This window comes from Cupriavidus necator A5-1, assembly GCF_000744095.1.
Lineage (GTDB): Bacteria > Pseudomonadota > Gammaproteobacteria > Burkholderiales > Burkholderiaceae > Cupriavidus > Cupriavidus necator_A.
On record NZ_JQLI01000008.1, the window covers coordinates 2421180 to 2446598 of the forward strand.

The 25419-nt window shown below is 65.6% G+C and carries 18 protein-coding genes; 5 read left to right on the forward strand and 13 right to left on the reverse strand.

What is annotated here, in order from left to right:
- Nucleotides 1–41: 41 nt before the first annotated feature.
- The gene (locus K307_RS35250) at nucleotides 42–677 is read right to left on the reverse strand and encodes a TetR/AcrR family transcriptional regulator (protein WP_042885683.1); all 636 of its coding nucleotides are present in this window, start codon (nucleotides 675–677) and stop codon (nucleotides 42–44) included.
- An 84-nt stretch (nucleotides 678–761) separates the two neighbouring features.
- Between K307_RS35250 and K307_RS35255 the strand changes: the two genes are divergently transcribed.
- From K307_RS35255 to K307_RS35265, 3 genes are read left to right on the forward strand one after another with little or no spacing between them, the layout of a single operon-like run.
- Nucleotides 762–2333 (forward strand): flavin-containing monooxygenase, encoded by a 1572-nt coding sequence (locus tag K307_RS35255; protein ID WP_042885685.1) that lies wholly within the window; start codon nucleotides 762–764, stop codon nucleotides 2331–2333.
- A complete protein-coding gene (locus tag K307_RS35260) occupies nucleotides 2330–3298 on the forward strand; it encodes an alpha/beta fold hydrolase (protein WP_042885686.1) in 969 nt (322 codons plus the stop codon). Before K307_RS35255 ends, K307_RS35260 begins: the two co-directional genes overlap by 4 nt.
- A 31-nt stretch (nucleotides 3299–3329) precedes the next feature.
- Complete coding sequence (locus K307_RS35265; protein ID WP_042885687.1) at nucleotides 3330–4055, forward strand: Coq4 family protein; 726 nt, start codon at nucleotides 3330–3332, stop codon at nucleotides 4053–4055.
- A gap of 45 nt (nucleotides 4056–4100) precedes the next feature.
- Here K307_RS35265 and K307_RS35270 read toward each other — a convergent pair whose 3' ends face one another.
- From K307_RS35270 to K307_RS35280, 3 genes are all read right to left on the reverse strand, one after another.
- Entirely contained in the window at nucleotides 4101–5075 is a 975-nt protein-coding gene (locus tag K307_RS35270) for a tripartite tricarboxylate transporter substrate binding protein (protein WP_042885688.1), read from the reverse strand.
- 83 nt (nucleotides 5076–5158) lie between these two features.
- Nucleotides 5159–6031 carry an amidohydrolase family protein gene (locus K307_RS35275; protein WP_042885689.1) on the reverse strand — a complete coding sequence of 291 codons (873 nt, stop codon included), beginning with the start codon at nucleotides 6029–6031 and terminating at the stop codon, nucleotides 5159–5161.
- A gap of 42 nt (nucleotides 6032–6073) precedes the next feature.
- A complete protein-coding gene (locus K307_RS35280; RefSeq protein WP_230626278.1) occupies nucleotides 6074–6868 on the reverse strand; it encodes a class II aldolase/adducin family protein in 795 nt (264 codons plus the stop codon).
- A 203-nt stretch (nucleotides 6869–7071) separates the two neighbouring features.
- Here K307_RS35280 and gcvA point away from each other — a divergent pair, with 203 nt between their 5' ends.
- Nucleotides 7072–7977: a transcriptional regulator GcvA gene (gene gcvA / locus K307_RS35285; protein WP_042885691.1), complete on the forward strand. Its 906-nt coding sequence runs from the start codon at nucleotides 7072–7074 to the stop codon at nucleotides 7975–7977.
- Here gcvA and K307_RS35290 read toward each other — a convergent pair.
- The 4 genes from K307_RS35290 to K307_RS35305 form a co-directional block, all read right to left on the reverse strand.
- Nucleotides 7949–8938, reverse strand: a complete 990-nt coding sequence (locus K307_RS35290) for a Bug family tripartite tricarboxylate transporter substrate binding protein (RefSeq protein ID WP_230626280.1) — start codon at nucleotides 8936–8938, stop codon at nucleotides 7949–7951. The genes gcvA and K307_RS35290 overlap by 29 nt on opposite strands.
- The gene (locus tag K307_RS35295) at nucleotides 8935–9231 is read right to left on the reverse strand and encodes a DUF3303 domain-containing protein (protein WP_042885693.1); all 297 of its coding nucleotides are present in this window, start codon (nucleotides 9229–9231) and stop codon (nucleotides 8935–8937) included. The genes K307_RS35290 and K307_RS35295 overlap by 4 nt, the downstream gene beginning before the upstream one ends.
- Before the next feature lie 237 nt (nucleotides 9232–9468).
- Nucleotides 9469–10950, reverse strand: a complete 1482-nt coding sequence (locus K307_RS35300; RefSeq protein ID WP_042887812.1) for an alpha-amylase family glycosyl hydrolase — start codon at nucleotides 10948–10950, stop codon at nucleotides 9469–9471.
- Nucleotides 10951–10955: 5 nt separating this feature from the next.
- Nucleotides 10956–13766 carry an MGH1-like glycoside hydrolase domain-containing protein gene (locus K307_RS35305; RefSeq protein WP_230626282.1) on the reverse strand — a complete coding sequence of 937 codons (2811 nt, stop codon included), beginning with the start codon at nucleotides 13764–13766 and terminating at the stop codon, nucleotides 10956–10958.
- A gap of 616 nt (nucleotides 13767–14382) precedes the next feature.
- Here K307_RS35305 and K307_RS35310 point away from each other — a divergent pair.
- Nucleotides 14383–14601: a hypothetical protein gene (locus K307_RS35310; protein ID WP_042885695.1), complete on the forward strand. Its 219-nt coding sequence runs from the start codon at nucleotides 14383–14385 to the stop codon at nucleotides 14599–14601.
- A gap of 153 nt (nucleotides 14602–14754) precedes the next feature.
- On the opposite strand, the gene K307_RS35315 is transcribed toward K307_RS35310, so the two are convergent.
- The 5 genes from K307_RS35315 to K307_RS35330 form a co-directional block, all read right to left on the reverse strand.
- Complete coding sequence (locus K307_RS35315) at nucleotides 14755–15321, reverse strand: hypothetical protein (RefSeq protein ID WP_042885696.1); 567 nt, start codon at nucleotides 15319–15321, stop codon at nucleotides 14755–14757.
- A gap of 192 nt (nucleotides 15322–15513) precedes the next feature.
- A complete protein-coding gene (locus tag K307_RS46855) occupies nucleotides 15514–15660 on the reverse strand; it encodes a DUF3096 domain-containing protein (RefSeq protein WP_080745335.1) in 147 nt (48 codons plus the stop codon).
- Between the two features lie 213 nt (nucleotides 15661–15873).
- On the reverse strand, nucleotides 15874–16110 hold the full coding sequence (locus K307_RS35320) for a hypothetical protein (protein WP_042885697.1): 237 nt from the start codon (nucleotides 16108–16110) through the stop codon (nucleotides 15874–15876).
- Between the two features lie 129 nt (nucleotides 16111–16239).
- On the reverse strand, nucleotides 16240–16416 hold the full coding sequence (locus K307_RS35325) for a CsbD family protein (protein ID WP_042885699.1): 177 nt from the start codon (nucleotides 16414–16416) through the stop codon (nucleotides 16240–16242).
- Between the two features lie 122 nt (nucleotides 16417–16538).
- A complete protein-coding gene (locus K307_RS35330; protein WP_042885700.1) occupies nucleotides 16539–25085 on the reverse strand; it encodes a GH36-type glycosyl hydrolase domain-containing protein in 8547 nt (2848 codons plus the stop codon).
- Between the last annotated feature and the right edge of the window lie 334 nt (nucleotides 25086–25419).

The window sequence follows — 25419 nt, forward strand, 5'->3', positions numbered from 1 at the left end:
ATGTCTGGCAATGCCCCGCGCTTCCTGCGAAGGCGCGGGCCTTAAGCCGGCTGGCACACCAGCACAAGCGCCAGTTGCAACGCGGTACGAGCCACGGTGTCGACATCGGGCGCATAACCGTTACGAATCCAGTACAGCGCAACATGGACGATCCCGCCGGCCACGCCGGCGATCAGCATCGGATCAAGTCCCCGGCCCTCCCGTCCACCAGGCAATAACGTGCGCGCCAGCAGTGCACCAAACTCGCTAAGCGAAATGGCCAGCGCTTCATCGACAAGCTTGCTGACGCCGCGGATTTCGACCAGGAAGACCCTCGCCGCGCGAGGCTCGCATTGCAGCGCACCAAAGTAGGCGCGTAGCATCGCCGAAGCGCGCTGTTCCCCACTTCCGCCGTTCTCCTCGCCGGCCCGCGCCAGGGTGTGCAGCAACTTGCGCGTCACGGTTTCGTACGACGCCAGCAAAAGCGCCTCGCTATTGGCAAACGACTCATAGAAATAGCGCTCAGTGAGTCCGGCCGCCTCGCACACGGCCTTGACCGTGGCGTTCTGGTAGCCACGCTCGCCGTAGACCTGGACCGCCGCGGCAATCAGCTGGCTGCGGCGCTGGGCGCGTCGTTCTTCGGCTTCGGCACCGCGATAGCGGCGAGCGGGAGAAAGCTCGGTCGTCATGGTGGCCATTATGACATTCCCTATTGCCAGATGGATTTTGACAACCTATCTTGTCAGAAACGCCGCTCATCCGCACTCGTCCGGATTCCCATCATGACCGCCCCCCGTTCCGATGACGCAGTCCTTGATGTCTTGATCGTAGGCGCCGGCCTGTCCGGGATCGGTGCCGCGCGCCACCTGCAGGAACGCTGCGCCGGCAAGCGCTACGTCATCCTCGAAGCCCGCCAGGCGATGGGCGGCACCTGGGACCTGTTCCGCTACCCGGGCATCCGCTCGGATTCTGACATGTACACGCTCGGCTACCGTTTCAAGCCGTGGCAGGGGGCCAAGGCCATCGCCGACGGACCCTCGATCCTTGCCTATATCCGCCAGACGGCCGAGGAAGCCGGCATCACGTCACACATACGCTTCGGCCACAAGGTGCTCACCGCCGCCTGGGATAGCGGCAGCGCCTGCTGGACCGTGGAAGCGGAGCGCACCCAGGACGGCGAGCGCGTGCGCCTGCGAGCCCGCTTCCTGTACGTTTGCGCCGGCTATTACAGCTATGCCGAAGGCCACCGCCCCACGTTTCCCGGCGAGGAAACCTTCAGGGGCCGCATGGTACATCCGCAGTTCTGGGACGAATCGCTCGACTACACCGGCAAGCGCGTGGTTGTGATCGGCAGCGGCGCCACGGCGGTGACGCTGGTCCCTGCCATGGCGAAAAGCGCGGCCCACGTGACCATGCTGCAGCGCTCGCCCACCTTTATCGTCACGCGCCCCGGCGAAGACGCCATCGCCAACAAGTTGCGACGCGTCTTGCCCGAAAAGCTGGCCTACGCGGCGACGCGTTGGAAGAACGTGCTGCTCGGCATGTCGTTCTTCCAGTTGGCGCGCCGGCGCCCCGAGCGGGTCAAGCAGCGGCTGATCGCGATGGCCGCCGCGCAGCTGGCACCTGGCTTCGACGTGGATACCCATTTCACGCCCAGCTATAAGCCCTGGGACCAGCGCCTGTGCCTGGTGCCGGACGGCGACCTGTTCCGCGAAATCCGCGACGGGCGCGCGGCGATCGTCACCGACATGATCGAGCGCTTCAACGCCGAGGGCATCGTGCTGCGCAGCGGCAAGATGCTGCCCGCGGACATCGTCGTGGTCGCCACCGGGCTGAAGCTGAACATGCTCGGCGACATCGCGCTCAGCGTGGACGGCCAACCGCGCCGGCCGGCCGAATCGATGGCCTACAAGGGCATGATGCTCAGCGATGTGCCCAATCTGGTGCTGGCCTTCGGCTACACCAATGCGTCATGGACGCTCAAGGCGGACCTCACGGCCGAATACGTCTGCCGGCTGCTGCGTTACATGGACCGTCACAAGCACCGCATCGCCATGCCGCGCCGGGCTGCCGACGTGCATCCCGTGCCGTTCCTGGATTTCACCTCGGGCTACGTGCAGCGCGCGGCCAGCGTGCTGCCGAAGCAGGGCCACCGCAAGCCGTGGCGCGTGCATCAGAACTACCTGAAAGACATGCTCACGATCCGGCACGGTCGCATCGCCGATGGCGTGCTGCAGTTCGACACGCCGCTGCCGGTCGCGCAGGCGCCGGCGATCAAGCAGGACGACACCCGGCGCAATCAGCGGGATAACAGTGCGCAGCCGGCTGGGGTAAGTAGCGAGGTGCAGCCATGACCATCGGACTCGCCGTCATAGCAGGGTTGCTCGCCGTATTGCTTGTCGGCGGCATCCTGTGCTTGCTGTACACCTGGCGCACCACAAGGCGCATCGAAGCCGCGATGCCCCCCACGGGCCGCTTCGTCGCTGTGCCCGGCGCGCGGCTGCACGTGGTGGAGCGTGGCCAGGGGCCGGCGGTGCTGCTGGTGCATGGCTTGGCCGGCCAGCTTGGCCATTTCGGGTATGGCATGGTCGAACCGCTGGCGCGTGATTTCCGTGTGATCGCCGTGGACCGCCCCGGCGCAGGGTATTCCACGCGCGAGGCGGGCGCTGCCGCGGACCTTCCCGCCCAGGCCAGTGCACTCGCCGCGCTGATCGACACACTCGGGCTGGATCGGCCGCTGGTGGTGGGACACTCGCTCGGCGGCGCGATTGCGCTGGCCCTGGCTACCTACCACCCCGAGCGCGTGGGCGGCCTGGCGCTGATCGCCCCGCTGACGCATCCGCCCAAAGCGCCATCGCCGGTATTCAAGGCAATGATGGTCCGGGCGGCCTGGTTGCGCCGGCTGATTGCCTGGACCGTGGCGGTGCCGCTCTCGATGCGGCGCCGTGAACAGGTGATGGATATCGTCTTCGGTCCCGATCCCGTGCCAGATGACTATTCGACGCGCGCCGGCGGGATGCTGGCCCTGCGGCCCAGCCATTTCATTGCAGCCTCGGAAGACTTCATTGGCGTTGCGCACAGTCTGCCGCCGCTGTTGGCGCACTATGGCACGCTGCGCGTGCCGGTCAGCGTGCTCTTTGGACGCGAAGACCGCATCCTGGACTTTGCGGCGAATGGCGAAGCGCTTGTCGCCAAGGTCAAGGATGCAAAGCTGACCTTGGTGACTGGCGGGCATATGCTGCCAGTGACCGCCGTCGACACCTGCGTCAAATTCGTGCGAAACGCCGCGCCACAGGCGTCCGAGCTCGCATCCGCCTGACCCCCGCAAGTTTGTTACCGGAGCCCACCCCATGGCGACTTCAATCGGTTCTAGTCCGTACAAGCAGGATGTGCTGACAGCGTTCAAGGCGATTCGCAAACTGCTGGCAGACAGCAATGACACGGAGCAGGTGTTCCGCATCATGCGAGCGCTCAACGGCCCGTCCATGCCGCGAAATTTCAGCCGGCTGCTGAGCACGCCGGACGGCCGGCGCATGGTGTATCAGCGCATTGAACTGGCAGAGCGTTTCGCCGATCCGGACTATGTGTCCCGCTTCGCGCCGGGAACGGTGGGTGCGGCCTACCGCGAGTTCCTCGAAAAGACCGGCTACAGCGCAGACGGGCTGGCCGAGATATCGAACCTCAATCAGGAACCGATCGTCGAAGACGCCTATATGTGGTTCGGCCGGCGTACGCGCGACATCCACGATATCTGGCATGTACTCACCGGGTACCGGGCTGACGAGAGCCTGGGCGAAGCCGCGCTGGTGGCATTCAGCTATGCGCAAACCGGCGGCAAGGGGTGGGCCTTTATCGCAGTATCGGCCTCCATGAAAAGCCTGCGCGTATCCCGCAGCCTGGGCTTCGCGCGGGCGGTACTGGAGGGCTACCGGCTAGGCCGACGCGCGGCGTGGCTGCTCGGTGAGGATTATGAAAAGTTGCTGCATGAACCGATCGAAGCGGCCCGCCTGCGACTGGGCATTGCGCAGCCGGTGCGTTACCTGGCCTGCAACCCGGTGCAGGACTGGACGTCGTGACGCCGCTTCGAACCGCAGGAATCATTGCTCCGCGCCCCGCAGCGGTCAGCCTCCGGCGGGCTCGGCCTGAGCGATTGCGCGATACTTGTTGACCGCTGCTCGCAGGTAGTCGCCGAAGGCCTGCGGCGACTCGCTCGGCTTGACCTCGATGCCCTGCGCCGCCAATTGATCGCGCACCGCTGGTCGCGCCAGCACCTTGGCGATGGCTGCGTGCAGGCGGGCCACGATCGGCGCAGGCGTGCCGGCCGGCGCCAGGATCGCGTTGAAGGTCGCATCCTCAAACCCCGGCAGGCCGGACTCTGCAACCGTCGGGACATCGGGGAGCAGGGCAGAGCGCGTGGGCGTCGTGACCGCCAGCGCGCGCAGCTTTTTCGCCTGCACGTACCGCCCCGACGTGCTGACCTGGTCGAACATCGTCATCACCTGACCGCCCACCACGTCCATCAGCGCCTGCCCATTGCCCTTGTACGAAACGCTCAGCATCTTGATACCCGCCTGCCGACTGAAAAGCTCGGCCGCGATATAGCCGGTGGAACCGATGCCGGACGATGCGAACGAGACTTGGCCGGGATGGGCCCTGGCCCAGTCGATCAGCTGCTTGACGGTGCGCTGGGGCACGGAAGGATGCGCGACCAGCACCATGGGGATCTGGCAGATCTGCGTCACCGGCGTGAAGTCCTTGATCGGGTCGTAGCGCGCATCCGGCACGAAGGCCGGAGCCGATGCGAAGGTATTGGCGACCGCCAGCAGGGTGTAGCCGTCGGGCTGGGCGTGCGCGACCTCGCGCGTGCCGATCAGGCCGCTGGCGCTGGGCTTGTTTTCTACAAGGACCGGCTGCCCCAGGTCTTCGGACAGGCCCTTGGCAATCAGTCGGGAAACCAGGTCGACGGTACCGCCCGGTGCCAGGGGTACCACGATGCGTATTGGTTTGGCCGGATAGGGCTCGCTCGCCTGGGCCGGGCTGGCCGCAGAGGCGACGCCGACGGCCAGGGCCGCCAGCACGCGGGGGATTTTGTTCATGATCTTTGTCTCCTGCTTATCGTGTTGCGCGATAGCGCTGCTTCGCGCATATCCGGGAGGTCTGATGCATCCGCGGTCAAACTTCAGAATCCATATAGCCGCGCCGGGTTGTCCACCAGGAGCTTGTGGGCGCGCTCCGTGGTCCCGGCCCATTCGAGGCAGCGCAGCAGCGCCCGTGCGTTGTCCTCGTCCCGAAACGGCGTGATGCCGGCGACGGACAGCGGTCGGCCTGCGGCCGACCCGGGGTGCGGCCAGTCGGTGCCCCACAGCACGCGATCGGGATTGGCGTCGATCAGGGCACGCGCGAGCGCGGCCACATCGGCGTAGTCGGGCGCCCGCGAGATGCGGTAGGCGGCCGACAGCTTCACGTATGCGCGCCCGGACGCGACCGCCGCGAGCAAGGTGTCGAAGCCGGCTTGCGACGGCCCCAGCTCTGCCTGCGCGCGGCCGAAATGATCGATGACCAGCGTCGCGGGCAAGTCGGACAATACGTCGGAAAGCGCCGACAAGGTGGCGAGGCTGGTGTAGGTTTGCACATGCCACCCCAGCGGCGCCACGCGCGTCGCCGCGCTCATCAACCTGCGCCGCGCCACCTCGGCATCATGCTCGCCGGCAGTCTCCAGGTTGACGCGCACACCGCGCACACCCGCGCGGTGCATGGCGGTCAGGACATCGCCGGACGTGGTCTCGTCGATGACCGCCACGCCGCGGCCCGCGCCGCCGAGCTGCGCCAGCGCGTCCAGCAGGCAAGCATTGTCCGCACCGTACAGACTGGGCTGGACGATGACGGTACGGTCGATTCCCAGGCTGCGGTGCAGCGCGAACAGGGCGTCGAGCGGCGCATCCGCGGGCGTATACGTGCGTGCGGCGTCGAAGCGGTAGGCTGACGCAGGGCCGATCACGTGCACGTGGCAATCGCATATGCCCGCGGTGGGCCTGGCGACGACATCAGTCATGAGAAAGTCTCCGGAATTGGCAAGGGGAGGGCGGCGAATGCGTCAGCTTGCATAGGACGGATAGCCGCCCGGCTCGGCGTCCAGCAAGCGCAGCATGGCGTGCCACTCGAGTTCGCCGTAAGGCCGGCGCGTGCCGGGCTGGTAGAGGTGTGCCGCGCCGTCCAGGATCTCGTCGGCGGGCACCATCACCTGGTCCAGGCCGGCCGCCATCGCGTCTACCTGGGCTCGGCACGCCATTTCCAGCTGATACATCAGGTTGAATGCCTGCGGCACCGAGCCCCCGCACACGAGCAGGCCGTGGTTACGCAGGATCATGGCATTGTGCGGACCCAGATCGGCCACGAGCCGCGCCTGCTCGGCCAGGTCCACCGCGGGCCCTTCGAACTCGTGATAGCCGAGATGACCGTGGAACCGCGAGGCGGTCTGCGTAATGGGCAGCAGGCCGCAGCGCATGGCCGACACCGCCATGCCGGCGCGCGTATGCGTATGGATGACGCAATGCACGTCAGGACGCGCGCGGTGGATACAGCCGTGGATCACGTAGCCGGACTTGTTGATGCCGTAGTCGGTGTCCGGCTTGCGGCACACGGTGCCGTCGAAGTCGATCTCGACCAGGTTGGATGCCGTGATCTCCTTGTACAGCAGCCCGTACAGATTGATCAGCAGCTTGCCTTCCCGGCCGGGGATCCGTGCCGTGATGTGGTTGTAGATCATGTCGGTCATGCCGTGGCGGTCCATCAGCCGATAGCACGCCGCCAGTTCTTTCCGCGCCTGCCATTCCCCTTCGTCCACCTCATCCTTCAACGAGGGAAAATTGGTCCCATATCGCATATTCATCCGTACGCCCCTATGCTGGCATAATAAAAACTAATAATTGCAACCTCGGCTGCGCTTCCCTGGAACGTGCGCCAGTGCCATGTTTGCAACGATGATATGGAGTCTTCGCTTTGAAGGCCATCGAGAAAATTTCACCATCGCATCGATAAAGCTAATGCCTCTGCCTTTTCCGGCATCGCCGGACATCCCTGCACAAACCTGTCATGAACCCGCAACTTCCTCCCCTCAATCCGCTGCGCGTGTTCGAAAGCGCGGCGCGGCACCTCAGCTTCACCAGCGCCGCGCAGGAACTGCACATCACGCAGGGCGCGGTCAGCCACCAGATCAAGGCACTGGAAAGCTGGCTCGGTTTCGAGCTGTTCGAACGGGGCTCGCGGCGCCTGCGCCTGACCCGGGGAGGCGAACTCTATGCCGCGGCGCTCGGTGGCGCGTTTGCGGAGATCGTGCGGGCCACCCAGGAGCTGGTCTCCACGGGCGCCAAGCAGGTACTTACCGTGCGCGGACACACCACGCTGTTCGTGCGCTGGCTCATTCCGCTGCTGCCCGCCTTCCAGTCCGACCATCCTGACATCAACGTGAAGCTGACCTCCAGCGTCGAAGGCGTGGACTTCAAGCGCGACAATGCCGATGTGGGCATCGTCTACGGCGATGGGCCCTGGGAAGGGCTGCGCAACGACCTGCTGTTCAGCGACGAACTCACGCCCATCATGGCGCCCGAACTCGCCGCCCGGCTACCCAGTCCGTGCACCACCGAGGCGCTGCTGGAACTGCCGCTGCTGCACTCCAATCGGCGGCCGCAACACTGGCCCGACTGGATCCGCGCGGCCGGCGCGGAACGGGGTCTGGCGGTGGGCGACATGTACTACGAGGATCTCAGCGTCATCTATCAATGCGCCACCGAAGGCCTGGGGGTAGCGCTCGGCCAACTCCGCTACCTGGAGAACGACCTGGCGCAGGGCAGGCTGGTGGCGCCGCATCCGCTGGTGTTGCGGCGCCCGCGCGGCTACCACCTGGTCTGCCCCGCGGCGCGCGCCGACGACGGCAAGATCGCTTGCTTCCGTAACTGGCTGCTGGCGCGGGCTAAGGTGCCCGTATGTCTTGCTCCTTGATGATCTTGCCCCATTTGCGGCTTTCGGCCTGGATCAGTTCACCGAACTGCTCCGGCGTGGTGGCGGCGGGAACCGCGCCCATGCTGGCCAATTGCTTGCGCACGGCTGGCTGGTCGAGCACCTGGTGCACATCGGCGCTCAATTTCCGGATCCGCTCGGGTGGCGTGCCGTCCGGCGCAACCAGACCGAACCAGTTGGCGAAGTCGTATCCTGGCACCCCGGCCTCGGACAACGTAGGGACGTCGGGCAGCAAAGGGGAGCGCCTGGCGGCCAACACCCCCAGCGCATGCAGCTTGCCAGCCTTTACGTACGGCAGAGCCTGGACCAGGCTGTCGAAGGTCACCGACACCTGTTTGCCGAGCAGGTCGTTGAAGCTGGGGCCGCTGCCCTTGTAAGGAATGTGCGCCAGCTTTACGCCGGCCATGTCGTTGAAGAGTTCGCCGGCCAGATGCGGCGCGCCACCCACGCCTGAGGAGGAAAAGGTGATCTGGTCAGGCTTGTTCCTGGCCAGCGCGATCAACTCCTTCACGTTCTTCGCGGGCAAGCCGGGGTTTGCCACCAGCACGAAATTCACCTGCACCACATTCGAGATCGGCGCGAAATCCTTGAGCGGATCCACGTTCATTGCATACAAGTGCGGATTGATCGATAGATTGCCGAGCGTCGCCAGGAAGATCGTGTAGCCATCAGGCGTCGCCCGGGCCGCCATCTCGGTACCGATCACGCCGCCGGCACCGCCGCGGTTGTCGACGATGACCTGCTGGCCCCAAAGGTTGGTCAGCCGCTCCGCGATCAGGCGCGCCACGATATCCGTGCCGCCCCCGGCGGGGAAGGCCACGATCATGCGCACTGGCTTGCTGGGAAAGGACTCGGCACGCACGCCGAAGGCACAAGCCGCGATGGCCAGGGCCAGCACCGCCCGGCCTGGCCCAGGCAGGCTGCGCCGGCGTGGCGGCATCATGGCCGCCCCCGATCCTGGGTCGCCAGGAAGGCCTTCGCCGACTCCTCGTCCAGCAAGGGATAGACGTCGAAATGGGCCGGAATGATGTCCGCCCATTCGTTCATCAAGCGGTGCAGGGTGGTGTTCGAGTCGACGTCGAACAGCGCGACGGCGCCGCGCCCGACCCGCGCATGCACCGAGCGGGCCAGTCCGGCATCGAGCAGGGGACGCATCCATTCCCAGTAGTGGCTGCGCGAGTCGACCAGCGTGGAAGGACGCTCCGGACGGGGGGTACTGATGACGAGAAATAGCATGGTGTCTCCTACCATCATGACGAAAGCATGGAGGCGAGACACCCGCGGTACAGGCGATCTATTGGGAATTCTCATCGTCGCCCGGCCAGACCAGCGCATGGAACCGCTGCAGCGTTCGCTCTTTGGTTTTGAGCATGGTAGGGCGCGTGCGGGCTTTTTTACAGCGACGATATCTCACAATCCCATTAGAAAAAATAATTCGAAACCTGAGCCAGCATGAGCGGCCGACAGTCCCTGTCAATCAATCCCCTGCACGTCAAAAACATGAAAGCCCCAGGGTGGCATGTCCAGGAAAAGGCCACGGGCGCGCAGGTCATCGCCCGGTCGATCATAGACAGCCGGGCCGAGCCGGTCCTGGAGCCGTACGGTCCGCCCCCCCAGTTCCGTGAAGGGCGTTCGCATGAAGCATTGGCTCTGCTGCGGCGAGTAGTTCACGGCCACGAACATCCACTCGTGAGGAGCCCGTACCCAACGGAACGCAATGAAGTTGTCCGATGTTTTGTTCTCGCCCCAGACCGGAACGCATTCCAGCAAGGACCAATTGCCATCGCGAAGCAGCGGTTGGCGCAACACGGCAAGCAACCGGGCATAGAATTGCGCGAGCGCTCCGTCCACCGCTTCGTCCGGAGCGCGGACCAGATGCGGTGAGATACGTGTGCGCCGGCCCGCGAGCTGTCCCTGGTGGAAGAACCGCAAGCCCGGCGAGAGGAAGGTCAGCACCGCGGCAGCCGCATGGACTTCGGGTGCAAAGGTTGATGCGGCGCGCGGCTCGTCGTGATTCTCCAGAAAGCGCGCCAGCTTGTCCTGATAGGCCATGTCCGCGCCCAGATGCTCGCGCACGGGGCGGGCGCGCTGTTCGCGCAAGCGGTCGTACAAGCGCTTGTCATAGGTGTAGTCGAAGCCCTGCTGCTGCAGCGTCCATTCCATATCCCAGTAGACTTCAGCCATGAACAGGAAGCCGGGATGCTGGCGCCGCACCGTCCCCGTCGCCTTCGGCCAGAACAGGTCGGGCCGGATGCCCCAGGTGCGCTCGAACACCTCGGGCAATACGAGCATGGCCATGTCGCAGCGCACGCCGTCGCACTGGTCAGCAATGCGCTCTAGTTCCCCAATCATCGCTTGCTGCAATTGCGGATTGCCGTAGTTGAGCTGCAGCGTGTCGGGCCAGCCGTCGAAGTATGGATCCCTGCCGTAGGCAAGCAGCAGCGGTCCGTTCTTCGTTGCCACGCGGCAATAGTTGCGGGGCGAACGCACCAGATCCTCCTCGCTGCCATGGACGAAATAGTCCGGGTGCTCGTCGGTCCACGCATGATCCGGGGCCATGTGGTTCGGCACGAAATCGAGCATCAGGCGCAGACCGCGCTGTCGCGCGCGCGTGCGCAGGCGCGCCAGCGCTTCGTCGCCACCGAGGTCGCTGTGCACGCTGTAACGCGTGATTGCAAAGCCGGAACCAGCGATATCGTCCTCGCGCAGGTCGGGCAGCGTTTGCTCGAACTCGCGCCGCCACGCTGCGTTGCTGCGCGAGATGCGCTGCGCGGCAGGTCCCGTCTGCCAGACGCTCAGCAACCAGAGCCAGTCGAAACCCATCACCACCAGATGGTCCAGTTCGGTGTCGGCGATGTCATCCAGCGTGGCCGCATGGCCGAGCGATAGCGACAGCTCGGTCAACCGGACCCGCGTGTTGAGCTGGTAAAGCGCCGGATAGCGAGGTGTCAGCACAGCCGTCACCCCCCCTGGCTGGCCTTCTCGGGATTGACAGAATTGCCGGGGATTGCAGACTCCGGGCCCTTGTGAGCGGATCTCAGCGCGCGCAAGACCCCCACCTCCGCGCCCGGCGTGAGCAGGATGTCCTTGGACAGCACGGCATTCGCCTGGATGATGCGCGCGACGCAGCCGGTCCAGCCGGTCTGGTGGCTCGCGCCGATCCCGGCACCGGTGTCGCCGTGGAAATACTCGTAGAACAGCACCAGGTCGCGCCAGTGCGGGTCGTCGCGGAACTTGTGCGCCGCGCCATATATGGGCCTGCGGCCGTCTCCGTCGCGCAGGAAGATCCGGCTCAGGCGCTCGCCCAATTCCTGCGCCACTTCGAGCAGCGTCATCATCTGGCCAGACCCGGTCGGACACTCGACCTTGAAGTCCTCGCCGAAATAGGCATACAGGCGTATCAGCGAGGTGTAGAGCAGGTAATTGATCGGCATCCACACCGGCCCGCGCCAGTTGGAATTGCCGCCGAACATGCCACTGTCGGAATCGCCCGGCACGTAGGCCACGCGATACTCCTGGCCCGCGTGGCGAAAGACGTAAGGGTGCTCGAGGTGGAAGCGCGACAGCGCGCGGATGCCATGCGGGCCGAAGAACTCATCTTCGTCCAGCATGCGCGCCAGAATACGACGCAGCTTCTGCTCGCCAACGATTGACAGCATGCGCCGGTTGGCTATGCCGGGCTGCTGGGGCAGATGCATGTTGGCGGCGAGCTCGGGGTGGCGCCCCAGGAACAGCCTGGCACGCTCGCGGAACTTCGGCAGCCTGGCGAGGATATCTTCTTCGAACACCGCCACCGCGGCCAGTGGCAGCAGCCCGACGATGGAGCGGACCTTGAGGCGCGTGGCGCTGCCGTCCGGGAAACGCAGCACATCGTAGAAGAAGCCATCCTCTTCATCCCACATTTCGTCTTTCCGCTCGCCGACGCTGTCCAGCGCGCCGGCAATGAACACCGTGTGCTGGAAGAATTTCTCGACGAACTCCTCGTAGAGCGGCTCCTGCAACGCAAGCTCAACCGCGATGCGCAGCATCTGCTGGCTGAAGAACACCATCCACGCGGTACCGTCGGCCTGGTCCAGGTAACCGCCCGTGGGCAGCGGCGACGAGCGGTCGAACACGCCGATATTGTCGAGCCCGAGAAAGCCGCCCTCGAAGACATTGGCACCCGTGCGGTCCTTGCGGTTGACCCACCAGGTGAAGTTGACCAGCAGTTTGGAGAAGGCGTACTTGAGGAACTCGATGTCGCCCCTGCCACCGTGACGCTCCTTGTCGAGGACGTAGAGCTGCATCGTCGCCCAGGCATGCACGGGCGGATTGACATCGCCGAAGTTCCACTCGTAAGCGGGGAGCTGGCCATTGGGGTGCAGATAGTCGTTGCGCAGCATCAGGTCGAGCTGTTGCTTGGCGAAGTCGGGGTCGACCATGCTCAGCGGAATCATGTGAAACGCCAGGTCCCACGCGGCGTACCAGGGATACTCCCATTTGTCCGGCATCGAGATGATGTCGTCGTTGAACATGTGCGCCCATTCGCTGTTGCGTACCCGCCTGCGCTCCAGTTTCGGCAACCGGCCACCCGCGCCGTGCTCGTCGAGCCAGACGCCGAGGTCATAGTAGAAGTACTGCTTGGTCCAGAGCATGCCGGCCAGCGCCTGGCGCATGACGCTCACCCGGTCTGGGTTGTCGCGAATCGCGAGCGGTGTCATCGACGCGTAGAAGGCATCGGCCTCCTCCAGCCTGGCGGCGAACACGGCGTCGAAATCATTGAAGGGCGCGGATGCCGCGCCCGGCGCCCGGGTCGTCAACCGTAACCGCACGACTTGCGACTCCCCACCGCCGAGGTTGAGCTGATACTGGGGCGCCGCCTTGGTTCCCTGCTGCGCGGGGTTCACCGCCGCGGCATCGCCGTGCACGATGAAGTTGTGGATACCGTCCTTCGCGTAGGGCGACGCGTTGCCCGTGCCGAACAGCCGGGTGTTGTTGGTTTCATTCTCGGTGAAGAGCAGCGGCACGTCGGCGTCGCAGTAGAGGTAATACTCGCCCAGCGATTCCAGAAACAACGGGTCGCTGTGACGGGCGCGGACCGCCGCTTGCCCGGGGGAATCGACGCGTTCGAGGAGCGGCTTCGATCCGCCCCCCGGCTGCGACCACGTATTGCGGAACCACAGGGTCGGCAACACGTGCAGCGGCGCCGCGTCCGGGCCGCGGTTGAAGACACCGATTCGCACCAGCACGTCTTCAGGCGCCGCCTTAGCGTATTCGACAAAGACGTCAAAATACCGGTTGCCGTCAAACACGCCGGTGTCCAGCAACTCGTACTCGGCCTCATGCTTGCCGCGGCCGCGGTTGGTCTGGACGAGGTCATTGTATGGATAGGCGGTCTGCGGATACTTGTACAAATACTTCATGTACGAGTGCGTCGGCGTGGAATCGAGATAGAAGTAGTACTCTTTCACGTCCTCGCCATGATTGCCTTCGCCGTTGGCCAGACCAAAGGCGCGCTCCTTCAGGATCGGATCGCGCCCATTCCACAGGGCTAGGGCGAAGCACAATACCTGGTGGTCGTCGCTGATACCGCCGAGGCCGTCCTCGCCCCACCGGTAGGCGCGCGAGCGGGCCTGGTCATGGGTGAAGTAGTTCCAGGCGTCGCCGTTGTCGCTGTAGTCCTCGCGCACCGTCCCCCATTGCCGCTCGCTGAGGTAGGGCCCCCATTTTTTCCAGGCCGCACGGCCCGCCTGCGCTTCGTCGAGCCGGTTCTTCTCTGCTTCGTTGCTCATGGCGCACTCTCCTTCTGGCCGGCGAAACCCGGCGTCTGGATCGGAATGGGAACGGGCGTGAGCACGATACACGTGCAATCCAGTCAGGCATCAAGCCGGCTTCGACGAAACCTGCGCAGTTGCCTGGTACGCACCCAGCGCGCCGCCACCTTGCAAGACGAGAATCGCCCGGTCGAGCTTTCCGCCATCCGCGATGAATTCGACGTCTTCGCGTGGCTTGGCGTGGCCATGATGGTCCCTGGGGAATGGGGTACGTACGCACGTAAAAAAGCTTAGGCGCCTGGAGCGCGCTATCGGGTGCCGTCCGACAAAAAAAGCCCGCACAAGGCGGGCTACGGGAAATGCCGAGAGGGGGTCAACTCACGACCTTTCAATTTTCATTCGGATGTGATGCGCCGGATACCCCCATATGGGGGCGTCGGCGGACCTGATTCGCTTGAGGCAGTTTCAAACTGAGGCCAATGGCTCGTTATCGGCACGTTTGTAAAGCTGGCGCTAGCATCGGGCCGAGCGTTCCAAATATAAATTTGTGCAATGCAAAAACGCCATCCAAGCCAACCTATACTTGAACTCAAACTTGCCGGGGAAAAAAAACCACCTAATAGGAGGTGGAACGATGCTGAAGAAACTCATATTGTCTGCTGTCTTGGGTACCGCACTTGTCGCCGCGGGGGCTTATGCCGGAACGATGGGGCCGCGTGACCCGTATACCGATGGAGGGAAAGCTACAAAGTTTGACGTCTACACCGATGGCGCTGCGGTCACGGACAGGCGAGATGTGTTTTCCGATGGGGCGCGAATCACCAACCGCGACGGATTCACCGACGGTGCGTAATTAGATGGCTGTCCGGGAACTCTTGGGAAGACTGTTCCCGGAACAGGCGATTTACGCCTTTATCATTCGTGTGGGAATTGACCGTAAGCCGGTACTTTACAAAGCGAAGTACTCGCTTTGGTCCTGCCGGAATCCCATGGCACACGTGATCAACTAACGGGATATAAGCGAGACTGGTTGGTGACCGGCTATCGCATGTCCTTTGCCAAAGCGCAGATGCGGCAAGAAGTCGCCGTACTCGTCAATGCCGACCCCGCCCAGATCGTATAGCAGTGTCTTGATCGCTTCCTTCTCGGAGGATTTGCATCCGACGATCATGATGAGTTCGCCCTGCGACAAGAGCGCAGCCGCCCGCGCCAGCCGCTGTCGAGCAAACGTGGCGCCGAACAACGCACCAAGGAGCCAGCCGCAAACGCCGAAGGCCACGAAGCCAAGGCCATAGGTGAAAAGGCCACTCAGGGGGGCGGAATGGTCGCCGTAATAGCCTGCCAGCACCAGGCCAAGTATCGCAAAGGCGGCATAGCCGGCGATCGAACCTTCATGCCGGAAGGTGGTGTGCGTGGTGTCGGCGCCCGGAAAGCCCTCGACCGGCCGCAGGCTCCGGCCAAGGAACCAGGGGCCGGTCACATAGGCCGGCGCGCGCAGAAGGGGAAGCAGTTTTTCCCAGCCCTTCCGGGCGGAATCGGCATTCTTGAAGCGAAGACAGAGCAGGGTGCGCATGATGTATCTCGACTGGCCGGGCGTACAGATGCCCAGAAGGTGGATCCGTACCGCAACGTCAGTTTTTATTGGGGGCGGCGAGGACTAAACCGGGCGGCCTTATACGGAGATGAGGGCGCCACGGGGAGAAAATCCGGACTGCGGAATTGTCTCCTGAAGGACATCCGGAACGAGGCAGGCCACCGCGGCCGCTCAGCGCAGATGTCCGCCAAACAGTCCCAACAGGCCGATAACGATAAGGTAAATGGCGACGATGTAGTTGAGCAGCCGCGGCATGACAAGAATCAGGATGCCAGCGATCAGCGATATGAGAGGACCGGCGCTGGTGATGATGGTCACGATGACTCCATGAGATTGGCGTGCTCCGGCGGTCTTCCTGCCAGCGGCTGCAGGCTTCTGCAAATAATTCAGCGTACGCCAAAGCGTGTGGGAATGCGGTACGACAGCGTACGGAGGCAGCGAAAAGCGTGCCGATGCAGGGGACCATGCTGCGCGCGGCGATAAGGATTTCTGTCCGTGAGGAATGCCGTGCTACCTGCCTCGGCAACAGCATCAGCCGAAGACGCGCGATCTCAGGTCGTCCTCGAAATCGACAGTCCATTGCGCCCCCAGGTTTCCGTTGTATTGGCGGATTTCCCTCCCGAAGCCTACCGAGACGGTGCGGCCGCCTGCCGCGTCTTCAACTGCGGTCACGGTAAATCCGTCGGGTGCAACGCCATTGCGCAGGCAGGTCTCGCGGAAAGCCTCCTGCTCCATGGGAGGGAATTGATTCAGCGTCGTGTCCAGCATGGGTGTCTCCTGCCGCCGGCATGTAACGAGCGAAAGCCGAAGCGGGAGAAGGCGGCCAGCCGACTGGTCGCCTTTCCCATCCCGCCGGCGCTGCGCCGGCTCGGGTGCTCGCTCTCTCTCCGTATCGTTTTATTCCGCCTTCTCGATATCCGCCTTGACGTCGCCATACGCTGCCTGCGTCTTGCCAATATCCTTCTTCAGGGTTCCCGCCACTTGCGTTTGCCTGTTTCCAGTCATCTTGCCAAAGGCTTCCCTGACTTTCCCGGCGGCCTCAGTGATCCGGCCCTTCACTTGATCCTTGTTCATGATGTATTCCTCGTCATTGGTGTGTCCTGCTCAGAGCGTAGTTCGGATGGGATCTCGCGTCAGTCCGGTGCCGTACGCGTGACGGGGCGCCGGTACGGATTGATTGCCCGGATACGGGGGGGCTAGACCAGGACCAGCAGCGTGTGCTCGCCCCCATCAAGCGGGACGCTGGCCTGGCCGTCCTTACAGGGGATGCTGACGCCGTCAAGGATCGCCTGCGAGACACCGCTGGCGCGGTGCAATGACGTTTCCACGTTGATCTCATAGCGGGTAGACGCCACGTTCACTGTGGCCTTGAAGCCTGGCCACGAGGCAGGAATACAAGGGGCAACGACCAGCCGGCCTCCCTCGATCCGGATCCCCAGGATACCCTCCACCCCGGCGCGATACATCAATCCCGCGGCACCCGTGTACCAGGTCCAGCCGCCGCGGCCGATGTGGGGCTCCACCGAGTACACGTCGCCTGCCACCACATAGGGCTCGACCTTGTAGCGCTCGACCGCTACAGGTGTCAGCGCCTGGTTGATGGGGTTGAGCAGGGAGAACAGTTCGACGGCCTTGTCGGCCGCGCCCAGCCTGGCAAATGCGAGGACTGCCCACATCGCGGCATGGCTGTATTGCCCGCCGTTCTCGCGCAGGCCGGGCGGATAGCCCTTGATGTAGCCAGGGTCGAGGGCGCCTTTGTCGAAGGGTGGGGTGAACAGCAATGCCAGCCCGTCTGCGCGGCGCACCAGGTACTTTTCCACCGACGCCATCGCGGCACGGGCACGGGTGGGATCGGCCGCGCCCGACAGCACGGCCCATGACTGCGCGATGGCGTCGATACGGCATTCCTCGCGCTCTTTCGAGCCGAGCCAGGTGCCGTTGTCGAAGGTCGCGCGGCAATACCAGTCGCCGTCCCAGGCCGCTCGCTCCAGCGCGTCGCGCAGCAAGGCCGCATGCGCGCGCCAGCGGTTGGCGCGCCCGGCATCGCGGGTCTGCGCCAACGGTGCAAACATGGCGAGGGTGCTTGCCAGCAGCCAGCCCAGCCAGACGCTTTCGCCCTTGCCGCCGGCGCCGACGAGGTTCATGCCATCGTTCCAGTCGCCGCCGCCGATCAGCGGCAGCCCGTGCTCGCCGGTATGCGCGATGCAGCCGTCGATCCCGCGCGCGCAGTGTTCAAACAGCGAGGCCGATACATCCGAGACCATTGGCTGGAAGAAGGCGTCGGCCTCGGTGGGGCCCAGCAGCTGGCCTTCCAGGAACGGCACCATCTCGTCCAGCACGTCGGTGTCATCCGAGCTGGCGATATAGCTGGCGGTAGCGAACGCCAGCCACACGCGGTCGTCGGAAATCCTGGTTCGCACGCCTTGCCCGGAATGCGGCAACCACCAGTGCTGGACGTCGCCTTCGACAAACTGCCGCCCGGCGGCGCGCAGCAGATGCCGCCGCGTGGCGTCGGGACTGGCAAGGGTGAGCGCCATATGGTCCTGCAACTGGTCGCGGAATCCATAGGCCCCGCTTGCCTGGTAGAAGGCCGCGCGCGCCCAGATGCGGCAGGCTAGCGTCTGATAGAGAAGCCAGCCGTTGAGCATGATGTCCATGGCGCGGTCCGGTGTGCTGACCTGTACCGCGCCAAGCAGGCGCTGCCAGTGCCGGGTCACGGTCGCCAGTGTGGCGTCGAGATCTGCCTGGCGATAGCGCGCAATCAGCGCGCTGGCCTCGTCGGCGGAAGCGCATTGTCCGATGAACGACACCACTTCGACGGTTTCGCCGGGTGGCAGCTCGACCTTGCACTGCAAGGCCGTGCAGGGGTCGAGGCCGGCCCCGGTCGTGCCGGACAAGGGTGCCTTGCCGAGCAGCACTGCGGGCGCGTCCGTGCCGCCATTCCGGCCGAGGAACTCGGTACGATCGGCGGTCCAGGCAGACTGCCTGCCGCCCAGATCGGCAAAAGCCACGCGACCCGCAAACGCCGTGCTCCACGGGTTGCGGACCAGGATGGCGCCGGTGGCCTGGTCCGGCGCCGTCGTGATAAATGGCGCCGAAGCCCCCCGGGAGGTGCCAAGCACCCATTCCGTATAGGCCGTCACGGAAAGCCGGCGCGGGGTGCCGGAGAGATTGCGCAGCGTCAGGCGCGAAATCTTGATCGGATCGTCCAGCGCAACGTACTGCAGCAGCGACAGCGCGATCCCGTCGGCCTCATGCGCGAAGCAACTGTAGCCGTGGCCATGGCGTGCGGTGTAGGTGCCTTGGTCCCGGATCGGCAGCGCGGTGGCACTCCAGATCTGGAGACTGTCCTCGTCGCGGATATAGATTGCCTCGCCGCACGGGTCCGCGACAGCGTCATTGGACCAGGGCGTCAACTGGTTGTCGCGGCTGTTCTCCGCCCAGGTGCAGCCGCTGCCGCTGGCCGACGCGTGGAAGCCAAAGCCGGGATTCGCGATCACATTGATCCATGGGGCAGGGGTCGACCGCTCCGCGTTCTGCACCACGACATATTCCCTGCCGTCCTGATCGAAGCCACCCAGGCCGTTGAAGAACTCGAGCCCGGGCTGCGCCGGCACCGAGGGCAGTGACGGCGGTGCGCGCTGGCGGCGCCGCGCCGGTACGGCAAGCGGGGCCGCCACGCCGGGCAGGCGGGCGAGCTGGTCCGCGATGGAACCGCGTCGGGCAATCAGCGCGACGCGCGCGACCGACTGGAGCAGGGCGCGGGCTTCGGGAGTCATCATGTCGGCACGCAAGGTATAGACCGATCCGCGCACCGCTTCCTCGCCCGTCTGGCTTTGCGAATGGCTGCTGCGAACCGTGGTTTCGATCGCCATCTGCAGGTCCTGGATATAGGACGAGGCGCGCTCGTTGACGATGACCAGATCGACGCCAAGCCCCTTCATGCGCCAGTATTCGTGGGCGCGCAGCAACTGGCGCACCTGGACGATGTCCTCGATCTCGTCGATGCGCAGGAGGACAACCGGCAAGTCGCCGGAAATCGCCAGCGGCCACAGTCCCGACTGCGGACCCGCGCCGCGCAGGATGGCGTCGGGCGGTGCCCTGAAGCGGGCATCGGCGTAGAGCAGCGGGGCCGCGAGGCGCTGGAAGTCGGCCGCTTCGGCCGCGTCGACGTCAAGGTGGCGAAGCTCGACCTGGGCTTGCGTCCAGGCCAGGGTCTTGGCCCGGTCGAAGGCGTTGCGGTCCTGGTGCTTGTCGATCAGGTCCAGCAGACCGGCGCGCGACGACGCAACGACGGTCCAGAAGGCCACCCGCGCGCTGCCCCCGGGCGCAATCCGCACGCGCTGCCTGAGCGAGAAGATCGGGTCGAGGACCGTACCGACCGTGTTCGAGAGCGGCAGTCCGGCTGAGACGACTGCGCACGCGGCGGGCGTGCGGCCGTCTTTCAGGAAGCGCGCGCGGTCTGACTCGTACTGGGGATCGGCGACAAGGTCGCCTTCCACCACGCTGAAATGGGCAGCCCACACCGGCGGCTCCTCGGGCGAGCGCAGGCGGCGTGTCGCGGTCAGCGCGCCGGACTCGGGCAGGTGTGCGGTCTGGATGAACATCCTGGAGAAGGCCGGATGCGCGTCGTAGGACGCGCGCGCGGCAAGCACGACTTCGGCATAGGAAGTGAGCTCGATCTCGCGTGGGCGGCGCCCGTTGTTGACCAGCGATACGCGGCGGACCTCGCCGTCGTCCTCGCCGGAAACCAGGACTTCCAGGATAGTTGTCAGGCTGCCGTCGTGCCGGACGAACTCGGCGCAATCTTCGGCGAACACCACTTCGCCGGCGCGCTCGCCATCGGCCGCCATCTGCGCGCTGGCAGACCAGGTGGTGCCGCTTTGCGTATCGCGCAGGAAGATGAAGGAGCCCGAATCGTCGCGGGTTGCATCTTCCCGCCACCGTGTCACGGCCAGGTCCCGCCAGCGGCTGTAGCCCATTCCCGTGGTGGTCAGCATCACGGTATAGCGTCCGTTGGACAGCAGATGGGTGACGGGGTTGGCAGTTGCCGGCGCCGTGAACCGCCGCACCGCAGCGTCCTGCGGCTGTACCGCGGCCGCCGAGACCTTCACTTCCTCGGCGCGGGGGTGCGCCACGGCGACGTTGCGCGGCATGCGTTCCTGCAGCAGCAGTTCGCAGGCCTGGATCATCGGCTCGCGATGGAAGCGCCCGCGCATGCGGCCGTCGTCGAGGGCGTTGGCGATGGCAACGATGGTCATGCCCTGGTGGTGCGCCATGAAGCTGCGCACGATGGCGACCGTCTCGCCCTCGGCCAGGCGTGCGCGTGTGTAGTCCAGCGCCTCGTAGAACCCGTAGCGTCCAAGGGCGCCGAGTTCGGCCAGGCGCCGGTAGTTGTCGCGTGCGGCCTGCGGATCGACCATGGCCGCCAGCCCAGTGGCATAGGGGGCGATCACCGCGTTCTCGGACAGGCCCCGCTTGAGCCCCAGGCCGGGGACGCCGAAGTTCGAGTACTGGTAGGTGAACTCCCTGTCGCGGGCGTTGTACGCCGATTCGGATACGCCCCAGGGAATCCCCAGCGACTGCCCATAGCCCTGCTGACGCGCAACCACCAGGCGCGCGGTCTGCTCGAGCAGGCTGCCCGCGGGGGCGCGCATCACCAGCGACGGCATCAGGTACTCGAACATCGAGCCCGACCACGAAATCAGTGCCGAGCCCTTGCCAAGTGGTGTCGCCATGCGTCCCAGCCGGAACCAGTGCGGGGTCGACACATCGCCCTTGGCAATGGCGAACAGGCTGGCGAGCCGCGCTTCGGAGGCGAGCAGGTCGTAGCAACTGACATCGGGCCGGTTGTCGGCAAGCGAATAGCCGATCGACAGCAGCTTGCGCGCCGGATCGAGCAGGAAGGCAAAGTCCATCGCCAGCGCCAGTTCGCGCGCAGTGTGGGCGAGCGCCGTCAGCCTGGCGGCCAACGCCTGCGGCGCTTCAGCCTGCTGCAGCTGGTCGCGCTCATGCTCGGTGACGGTGCGCTGCAGCGCGCTGGCCCAGAAGGCCAGGTCGGCAACAGTGTCATCGGCGGCGGCGGGCTCGATGTCATGCGCCAGCGTGACAACCTTCTCCGTAAGTCCCCAGAGCGCCGGTGCCCGCGTCCCTGCCGCCATGTCGAGTGAGCCAGCGAGCATGGTGTCAATCTCGGCCAGTAGTCCGCCGAGTTGCCGTCCCGAGGCGCTGTGTGCGAGGGGCAGTGCAGCCAGGGCCTCGCTTGCCAGACGCGCAGTGTCCGCCAGTCCGTGGCAGGGATCTGGCGCAGGGGAGGTCGTCCATTCTTCGCAAGCGTTGGCGACCACGATCAGGTGCGCGGCGAGGTTGCCGCTGTCGACCGACGAAACATAAGCGGGATGCAGCGCCTGCAGGCCCAGCGTCTCATACCAGTTGTGGAAGTGGCCCCGGTAGCGCGGCAGCTTGCGCATCGCTGCGAACGCCGCTTCCATGCGCTCGACCGTTTCGGTGGTCCCGGCCCAGCCGAAGTCGCGCGCGGCGATGGCCGACAGCAGGTAGAGCCCGATATTGGTCGGAGAGGTCCGGTGCGCCACTACGGGCCTGGGCGTCTCCTGGAAGTTGTCGGGCGGCAGCATGTTGTCCGCCGGCGTGACGAAGGTCTCGAAGAAGCGCCAGGTGCGGCGCGCGGTGAGGCGCAGCGCAAGCGCGTCGGCCGCCGGCAGGGCGAGCCGGCGCGCAACGGCCGGCGCACGGCTGGTCCACAGGGCAAGGGCTGGCGCCGTCAGCCATAGCAGGGCGAAGGGCAGCACGAGCGGCAAAGACGATGGCAGCAGCCCCACGCCGGCGGCGGCCATCGACAGCGCGAGCAGCGTGCCGCCGGCCATCAGCCGGTAAAAGCCGGCCAGGTCCAGCCGCGGGCGCGTGGCGGACTGCGCGGCCGTGGTCCAGTCGAGCAGATGGCGATGCGTGTAAACCAGCCGCGCCAGCGTCCTGGCGATGGCGTCACCCGTGCGCCAGGCCTGGTCGGGCACGAAGGCCAGCCCCAGCAAGGTCTGGGTGGCGGCTAGCCGCAGGTCTGCGAGCAGCGCCTGCACATGGTTGCGCAGGCGCATGCCGCTGCGGTGCCGCAGACCGGACAAGATGCCCGGCAGGACGGCCGGAATGGCAATGGCAGCCAGCGGCAGGACAGTCGCCAGCGGCGCCGCGGGCCAGGGCAAGAACCAGCACAGCACCAGACTCAGGAGCAACAAGGGCGCGAGCAGCGAGCGGCGCAGGTTGTCCAGCATCTTCCAGCGGCCGATGGCCGGTACCGCGTGTATGCCTTTGTGGTGCCCGAAGATCCAGCCTAGCAGTTGCCAGTCGCCGCGCGTCCACCGATGCTGTCGCCTGGCCGCCACGTCGTAGCGCGGAGGAAACTCCTCCACCACCTCGACGTCGGAGGCCAGCCCGGCACGGGCGAACACCCCTTCGAACAGGTCATGGCTGAGCAGCGCGTTCTCCGGGACCCGGCCGCTGAGCGCGGCTTCAAAAGCATCGACATCATAGATGCCCTTGCCCGTAAAAGATCCCTCGCCAAAGAGATCCTGGTAGACGTCGGAGGCGGCCGCCGCGTAGGGGTCGATGCCGCCCGGCCCGGAGAAAATCCGCTGGAAGAGCGACCCCTCACGGCCGATCGGCAGCGAAGGCGTGACACGCGGCTGGAGAATGCCGTAGCCGCCCACGACGCGCTGCCGGGCCGCATCGAACCGTGGCCGGTTCAGCGGATGGGCCATCTTGCCGATCAGCCGCAGCGCGGCGTCGCGTGGCAGCCGCGTGTCGGCGTCGAGCGTGATGACGTAGCGCACGCCGGCCGGCACCTGCGGCGCCTGACCATCGACGGCGACGTAGCTCGTGTCGGTCGCGCCGCGCAGCAGCCGGTTCAGCTCGAGCAGCTTGCCGCGTTTGCGCTCCCATCCCATCCACCGGCCTTGCGCGGCATTGAAGAGGCGCCGGCGGTGAAGCAGCAGAAAGCGGTCGCCGGCCGGACCCGGGCCATGGCGTTGGTTCAGCCGGGCGATCGCCGCGCTGGCGACGGCAAGCAGGTGGGCGTCGGCAGGCAGCACCTCCTGGTCCGCGTCGACGCCATCGGTCAGCAAGGCAAAGCTCAGGTCGCCGCCTGCGCCGGCGAGGTGATGCACCTCCAGCCGCTCGATCTGCTCGCTCAGGTCGGCCTCGCCGGTCAGCAGGGTTGGCACGACCACCAGCGTGCGCAGGGAGGGCGGAACGCCCGCCTTGAGCTCCAGGCCGGGCAGGATCGTCGCACCCAGTCGCCCGGCAAGCGCGCGGTTGACCAGCGTTGCAGCGACCTCGCTGGCCGGTACGATCCAGATCAGGCCCAGCAGGACAAGCCAGCCGGGCGCCAGGCTGGCAGCCGGCAAGATCCATAGCGCGAACGCCAGCAGGCCGGCCGTGGCGAGCAGGAGTGCGCCGACGTAGCCGCCGATGCCCAGTTGCTTGCTGAAGCGGCTGATCCACAGGCGGGGCGGGGCGCGAAACCCGATGGCTCGTTCGAGCGCGCAGCGGCCGGGGCCGATCAGGTGATAGCCCGGATCGGCTTGGTGACCGGCCTCGGTCGCGTCGACCCTATCGTCCACCTCACCCGCTGAGGACGCCGGCATTGGCGTGGCGCTGAGCGCCAGATCGGCAACCCTGAGTTCCGGGCACGAGGCACCGCGCGCGAGTTCCTCGATTGCGTTGCGGTACAGGTTGCGGGTCGGGAAATCCATCCCGGCAAAGGCGCTGCCCGCGCGCAGCCGCGCGTCGACCAGGCTGACGCTCTCGAACCACTCGGCCCAGTCGATATCGGACATCAGCCGCATGCTCGTGATGATGTTGCGCACCGTCACGTTGGAGGCGCCTTGCCGCTGCTGCGCGTGCAGCACCACCTCATCGACCGAAGTGCCCTGCAGCCCGAGGCGCTTCTCAAGCCAGCCCAGTGCCGGCATGGTTCTCGGGTCCTGGTCGCGCAGGCGCCTGGCGAGTTGCGCGGCGAACAACTCGGACAGCGGCGCAGCGGGGCGTGCGGCAATATCGGTTTCGAGTGCCGTGCGGGCGCCCCCTGTGGCCAGCAGCCGCACGGCCAGCGCATCCGCATCGGCGCGGGCAACCCGGCCGGCGGTGATCTGCCCGGTGAGCCTGCGCAGGTTCTCGACCAGGACAATGCGCAGCGTGATCGCAACCGCCCACAACTCACCGATCGTCAGCGGCTGGACGCGCTGATAGGCGGCGATAAAGCGGCGCAGGATGTCGGGGTCGAGGTAGCTGTCAGTGTGGGCGACAAAGGCCCAGGCCACCCCGAAAACGCGCGGATAGCCAGCGAATGGCCCGTCGGCGAGCTTGGGCAACTGGCGATAGTAGCCGGGGGACAGGTCGTCCCGGATCTCGCGGATCTGCTCCTCGACGATGTGATAGTTGTCGAGTAGCCATTCCGCCGCCGGCGCCACCTCGGCGCCGCCTTCCACCTCGGCAGCGCTCGCCCGATAGGCGGCCAGCAGGACAGTCGCATTGTCGCTGAGCCGGCTGCGCAGGGATGGCACGCGTGGCGGCGATGCGGTCACCGGCTGGGCGGCGGCGAGGCTTTGCGCGTGCTGCTCCAGCCGTTCGATGCCGAACAACTCCTCTCGTACCGGCGCCATGCTGTCCCATGGTGGCAGCACGGAGGGCGCGCCAGATGCGTGCAGCAGGAATGAGAGGTTCAGGTTCATGGACGGGACATTCCTCGGTTCGGGAAGCAAAAAAACGCCGTGGCACCATTGTTGCCGCGGGAACTTTCGTCAGCCACGGCCTTATTTCACGACGCTTGAAGGAGGCGCACCGCTGTGAAATATGAGCCAGGGTGCGGAGGAATGCCGTCCGCAGGCGTACGGATCGGGGCATTTATTCCATTGCAGTCAGATTTCCCGAGCGGGCAGGGCGGAACCCGAGCGTGCGAATCCGATGACGTGCGCGTGACTTCGGCGCACGCTTTCCCGGCATTTGCCTAGTCGACCGGCCGACCTATATTTGGAAAGGCAAGTGATCCTCTACCGTCCCGTGGTC